The 6629-nt window shown below is 52.5% G+C and carries 3 protein-coding genes; all 3 read right to left on the reverse strand.

Annotated elements, in window-relative coordinates; genetic code table 11:
• Positions 1-82: 82 nt before the first annotated feature.
• Genes F4Y39_04990 through F4Y39_05000 form a run of 3 tightly spaced genes read right to left on the reverse strand, consistent with a single transcriptional unit; the run spans position 83 to position 6540 of the window.
• Positions 83-1150: a UPF0164 family protein gene (locus tag F4Y39_04990; protein ID MYC13066.1), complete on the reverse strand. Its 1068-nt coding sequence runs from the start codon at positions 1148-1150 to the stop codon at positions 83-85.
• A gap of 30 nt (positions 1151-1180) precedes the next feature.
• Positions 1181-3298 carry a hypothetical protein gene (locus F4Y39_04995; GenBank protein ID MYC13067.1) on the reverse strand — a complete coding sequence of 706 codons (2118 nt, stop codon included), beginning with the start codon at positions 3296-3298 and terminating at the stop codon, positions 1181-1183.
• Between the two features lie 32 nt (positions 3299-3330).
• Positions 3331-6540, reverse strand: a complete 3210-nt coding sequence (locus F4Y39_05000; GenBank protein MYC13068.1) for a TonB-dependent receptor plug domain-containing protein — start codon at positions 6538-6540, stop codon at positions 3331-3333.
• Positions 6541-6629 lie beyond the last annotated feature (89 nt).

The raw sequence follows: 6629 nt of genomic DNA on the forward strand, positions 1-6629 counted from the left end.
ATACCTAACAGCAGACAAAAACAAACGCCAGTGCAACAAAGACCTGCACTGGCGTTTGCATATTTGAAAATCTCGAACGATTCTACTTATAGCTAATACCGAGCGTTACGAGATGCACATAGTTCAACCGCCCGAAATCCACGAGCGCGTAGTCCACCCTCAGACCCAGTTGTCCGGTACTGTGCCGAACACCTGCCCCAATCGTCAACCCCTCCTCATCGTAGTTGTACCTGTATCCAGCCCGTAAAATCCCCATATTATTATAAGTGTACTCCGCACCAAAATTCAATTTTTCCCGACCATCGTTCGGGTGTACAAACTCGCCCACGAGAGTCATGAAATGCGGATCTTCTTCATCCTCGAACAAATCAATAGCTGCACCCAGTGAAAATGACATAGGCATGCGGACATTGACCGGAGGCGTCTGGATGCGTTCGTCGTATTCGGAGAACTGCGTATCCGGACCGAAATTCCGACCGACCATTGCAATCCGCAAACTTTTGATCCCCGTGTAATACACAGTGCCGATATCCAGCGCCCAGTTGGCTGTTTTGGCCCCCTGCACATCGTCTAACTGTTCTTCCATATAGCGCAGATTACCACCAATTTGCAACCGATCTGTCACTTTCCTGCCATAAGTCAGGCCAATGGAGAGATTGCCGCCGCTAAATGTGCCTTCGTCCAGATTGATGGATACGTTGCCAGTGCGCCTGCCCGCAGCATCCAGAACTTCAATATTTTCTGTGCGGTACATGGTGCCGTAATCCAGAGCGGTCGCGTTGATCCCCACATAGCCCCATTGGTCCAGGTTTTTGACAACACTGCCCACATTGTATCCGATATCGGCAATCCAGTTGATTCTACCCACAAAAACATCTAAGTCTTCAACATCTGTTGTAGAAGCCGGATTGTTGAATGCAAAACTGGCATCGCCGTGGCTAATGGCGGTAGCAACACCACCCATTGCAGCGATGCGGGCGCTGGTCGGAATTTTCAGAAATTGCCAGCCGGACATGCCAACGCGTTCAAAAGGCGCTGGCGAAATGCCCAGACCAAATTCCTGTTCGCCGTAGGTCGTCTGCCCGCTGGCCCTGTGCGGCAGGAAGAACACGGCCAATATTGCGCATAAGATGTAGAAATGGCGATTCATTAGTCTGTCCTCCAATTATCCGTAACAGGGTTATTTGATGACGACGAATTTGCCCATAGCAGATTCGCCTTCATGTCCGGGCACTTCAGAAGTTATCTGATAAATATAAAGCCCTGGCATCACATTGTGGAAAAACCGCGTGAGCATATAATCGTTATCCGTGGTAGATCCCCAGGCTTCTTCGCCGAATCCATCGTCGTGCTGGATGGTGCGAATCAAATCTCCCGCCAGATTGTAGATGCGAATAGTACATTGCGACGGCACATTCACAAATGTCAACCGCTTTGCCTGCCCGGGATCGGGGTGTCCACTGACCTGGCGGAAGGGATTGGGCACCACGCGCACATCTGCAAAATCATTTGAGGGTGCTCGCTTCGACGTGATCGAATCGTAGGTATAAGCCGTCATGCCGCTTTCCAATCCCTGCGTATCAAAACTGGTCACGCCATAGCGCAGTGGAATGCCGGGATCGGTTTCAAGCTGGAAAACCACCCGCCCGTCCTGAATGTTCTCCTGGCCTTTGTTGATGGTGGCCCGCAACTCCCAGGGACCTTCGATGCCGACGGGGGACGAATACACCTTGTAGCCTGCAAAATCGGCTTCGCCCGTGAGCGGATCCACATAATTGCTCGGAACGGGTATCCACCGGAGTTCGACGCCGGACTTGAACGACCCGCCTTCCTCGGATTTAAAAATCTCCGCTTCCAGTTCATCACCCAAAAGCATCTTGGGCGGATTGCCCACGGTAGGTGGAGGAACAGCAGTTGGCGTGTAAAAACCCGTCGCGTTCCTGGTTTCGATCAATTCTATTGCCGCGTCCCAGTTCTTGCGAAATTCCTTGATAGAAGCGTGTTCATTACTCGCCCCTTCCACCTCACTTGCAAAGTCCATGTCGATCAGTCTCGTGGCCGCTTCGCCGCCCAGCATGGCGAGGTTGCGGTCCATTTCCCCGGCACACATGATACGGGTAAATGTGATCGAGTCTCCAGGGGCCAGATTGTACGGTCCGATGCCCATAGCATAGACCGGCCACCGTTCGTATATGCCACCATCTGAGGTCGTTGGATCCTGTGCGGCTGCTCGATAGCTCATTTTCGACTGGGAAAAGGCGAACGGACTGGGCATATCCGAAAATCTATCGAGGTTTAACACATTAGGACGACCTCCTCCCCACACCCATTTTGCGTTTTCCGACTCCGGAGCCGCCGGATGTACGCCAGTGGGGGAAAGGCTCCAGTCGTAATTGGTGATTGAGTGGTGTACCCTGGACTCGCCGAACGCATTTGGCGGCACATCCACAAATCCGTGTCCGACGACCTGGGGAGAATAGAGCTGATAGTCGATTGATCCCTGGCTCTTGATATTGCCCGGATCTCCGACATCTCCCGTGACATTACCCGGTGCGATGTCGTAAGTGACTGCCTGCTCGGTATTGATCGGAATGGAGTTGTCATCGTAGAAAACAAAAACCCCTCGTTTTTCATCCCAGATATACTCGGTATCATACTGGGTTTTCAACTCCCCAACGCGGCCCTGCCGCGTGACCTGCACCGTAAAGCTATGAATGAAGAACATATTGCGAAAAGGGGCGAAATCGTCATTGATAATCGTATATTCCGTAATGACGAAGTCGTCGTATTTGGGAATGCTCCAGACCATACTTCGGGACCTGAGGATATACTTCAGGTTGTCCGCTTCGGTTCCAGGGGGCCATCCGGTATGGTTCGAAATCAGCCCCCCCTCCATAACCTCTTCCGGAAAATGGATACCCCTTTCGACAAAATTGTAATTCTTAATAACCCTCGTGGGTTCGCCGATGCTGACCCAGGGAGGCTGGTACTGATTCCCATCAAACCCATGCACGAAGGCAGTGTCGTTCCGCACCGCCCGCACCGAGCCTGTGGTCCAGGAACCCGCACCATTCAAAGAATTTTTGAGACTCCCCTGATAACCGGGATACGAGATCTGTCCGCATCCTGCAATACTGCCCGAAACCGGGATACCCGCTTCATAGGATTCCATCCACATTTTCGCCCGCGTCAGGGCCTCGTTATTCACATTCTGTGCCCGCACTGCGGACGCGGCAACCGCCAACCCGAGCAGTGAGGTCAACAGTACCCATCTAAACCGCCTGAAATATGAGCGCATAAATCATCCTCTCCTTTCAGCTATAAAAGGCTCTACCACCTCACCTGAACGCCAAATATCACCTCGCGCGGCATCTGCCGCTGGTTGTACCAACGCCAGACATCGTCCTCTTCCTCCCGGAAATCGCCAGTGCCATACACGACAAATGGCAGCCTGCCGTTCTCGTGGTATTGCTGCAAATTGTTGCCCGTTGGGAGACGCAGTTGTTTCTGATTAAAGAGATTGATCACCGTGACATTGATTTCCGTTCGCGCGCCCGGAATAATATTGTCAAATCCCTTCGAGACCATCATGTTGGTATTCCACATGGGTTTCCACCGCATGTTCAACGGCTCAGTAGATGGATCGCCCGGCGAGTGGTAGGTGTATTTGAAGCCCTGATTCCAGGTGGAATGCAGGTTCACATTCCAATCACCCAGAGGTCTCCAACCGCCCAAAACAGGTCCGAAATTCACCGGCGTAAACACCGTAGCCGTCAATTTGGCACTGTTCCGGGGGTTCCAGTACGCGTTATCTCTGCCAGACACCCCCTTATCCCTATTATTGGCACCGTGACGGCTGTCCGGACGCGCCTTCTGGCCACCCGGCTGAACGCGATAGACATTCCGCAGTCCATAGATACCGGTATTCGAGTAAGATAAATTGTAGTGGAACTTGAGATGGGCATACTGTTGGAAGCGGCTATTCATCGTTATTTCCAGCCCGCGCACATCCTGGAAAAACATATTGCCGTTAACCACCAGACTCCCACTCTTGCCCGGTCCCCTGGACCCCAGGCCGTTAAAGTCGGGGAACAGGCGGTGGCCCGTCCCGGTATATGTCCCGTAATCGGCGAGAAAACTTTCATCATTCTTAAATCCAGCGGCTGTCAGGTTCTTGCCATCCTTGTAATACAGGGTCACGTCCAGATTGAGCAGAGCGGCGATGTTCTGGTCAAAGCCGACCTCATACTGGATCATTTTTTCGAACTCCAGGCCGGGATTTCCGGCGCCAGCCCAGTGGGTATAAGAATATCCATGGTTCAGTCCGTAATCCGCCGGCAGCGGTGTGAGGATGGGATCAGTCTCGGGATAGGGCCTCAGTTGCATGAAAGGCGTATTGGTCATCTTCTGCCACGAAGGCCGCTGATTGAAATGCCCATACATAAAGTGCAGCACGGTCTTATCTGTAATGGGGTGGGAAATGCCGATCCTGGGCGAAATCGCCCACTGCGTGGGCGTGTGTTCTGCAAACTCATCAGTACTGGAAATATTCTTATACCCATAGGGATCGCCGATGGATATCTCGCTCTGTTTGACATTGCCCGGCGTATCCTCATCGATTCGCAGCGGGTCGAAGACATCATCACTGACGTATGCATTCACATTGTACATATCCACCCGCAGCCCGGCGTTTACGATCATGCCCATGGTCTCGATCTTATCCTGAATATAGATCGCACCCTCGTAGGGATTGGTATCCCGGGCAATCGGATCTGTGACCCAGGCTGTGCTGATATATCCGAAGTGGAAGTACCGGTCGAAAAACTGGTAAGATCCGTATAGCCCGGCCTTCAGCTGATGCACTTCATCTACCTGCTTGGTAAAATCGGCCTTGATGGTATAATTATAGGCCTTGGCGTAATCCTGAGCGTGGTCGCCCGGGTAGTTGAGGCCCCAACCGGGAATTCCAGAGATTCTGCCAACGCCGTGAAATGGCAGGCCCCTGGTCAGGCGCTTGTTTTCCTCCTCCACCAGCACTTCGTTCCAGTCAAAGCCCTTCGAATAGGCGGCGTGGCTGGTCTTCCACAAATTGTCCCGCCTGTAATTGGCTTCGCGGAAATACCAGAAGTAGCTCAAATTGACATCCAGAAATGTTCTGGGATCAAAGATATGGGTCAACTTTGCCTGTCCGCTCCACATCCGCACGTATTCGGGCGCTCGGGGGGTCGGTCTCGGGGTGCCCTGAGCCACAAAGGGGAAAAATTTCCAGCTATTGGAGGGATACGCAATATGCGCACCGCTGCGATGCTGCCACAGACCGTTGTCTTCGCTGGAACCGTACAGCGTGCGGAACTGGTCCGTATTGTTAAACCCGCCGTGCATCCCCTGAAGTTTGACCCTCGAATTCTGAGTGACATCAAAAGTCAAGGAACTCTGTAAGTTCCATTCCGGGTTGTAATTCAAGGCGGAAGGATACTTGGGAACACCCTTTTGGTACCTGCCCGAAGCCATAAAAGAAGCCCTCTTGGTCAGGGGACCGTAAAGCGTGCCTTCATATCCGTGCTGCGTGCGTTTGTCGTACTCTTTTAAATCCTGTATCCAGGGCGCAGTCAGGTAGTTCATAATCCAGTGCTGCGCCAGGGCCGTATTCACGCCATCGCGATTATCGCGAAGACCCTTCTTATACTCGTCTGCCGCAGTGACGTGGCCCGTCCCGAACCAGCCGGGTGGGGGGTGATTATTCCACCAGTCCGGATTGCTCATCACGCGGTTTTCGTAGCGCTCAGGGCCGTAAATATGCCCGCCCCAGTGATAGATGCCAGCGGGGCGCATTTTGTAATCGAGCGTACTGTGGACCCTGGTCCTCGACGATTTGGTCACCATATTGATCACAGCGCCATTGGCGCGGCCGTATTCGGCATTGTACCCTCCCGACAGGACCTCCAGTTCCTGCACTGTGGAAGTGTTGATACCCGTCCAGTTGGAGTTGGACGCACCATCGCGCAACTCCATACCATCGACATAATAGGAAACATCCAGACCGAACCCACCGCGGATGCCGCCGTTGTAGTTGACGCCCTGCTGCGTATCTACGGCTTGCTTGATATTGGCGACAAAGCTCCGGTCGAGTTCGATAGAAGACATGACGGCTTTGCTGCCGGTCAAATCGACTTCGACGGGTGGCCGTTCGGCCACAACAACCATTTCCTCGGCAGCGAGGACCTCTTCGCGGAGGCTAAAGTTCAGCGTTGAGGTCTGGTCGATTTTCACGCGAACCTCGGTCTGCGTGACATCGTGGTATCCAACCATAGATGCCTTGACGGTATGCAGGCCCGGCGGAACGGCCAGAATGAAAAACTGTCCGTCCGCATCGGTAGTAGCACCCACCAGAATGCCCTCTACCTGGACGACGACATTTGCTCCTGGCAAAACCTGCCCGGCTGCATCTTTGACGGTCCCGGTAATTTTACCGGTTGTGCCGGCATATACCACCGATGCCGAACACATAATAACGAGAAACGCTATTGCAATCTTTTTCATAAGATTTCCTCCTGAAAAAATGAAAAATAAGGAATATATCTCAAATACATTATATTTCCTTCAATACTTTAAAAAGGCATATATATATA

The organism is Gemmatimonadota bacterium, from assembly GCA_009838845.1.
GTDB lineage: Bacteria > Latescibacterota > UBA2968 > UBA2968 > UBA2968 > VXRD01.

What these genes read in the sequence shown, in the direction of transcription:
- F4Y39_04990 (MYC13066.1), bottom strand. Translation starts at nt 1,150, where the DNA reads ATGAATCGCCATTTCTACATCTTATGCGCAATATTGGCCGTGTTCTTC.
- F4Y39_04995 (MYC13067.1), bottom strand. Translation starts at nt 3,298, where the DNA reads ATGCGCTCATATTTCAGGCGGTTTAGATGGGTACTGTTGACCTCACTG.
- F4Y39_05000 (MYC13068.1), bottom strand. Translation starts at nt 6,540, where the DNA reads ATGAAAAAGATTGCAATAGCGTTTCTCGTTATTATGTGTTCGGCATCG.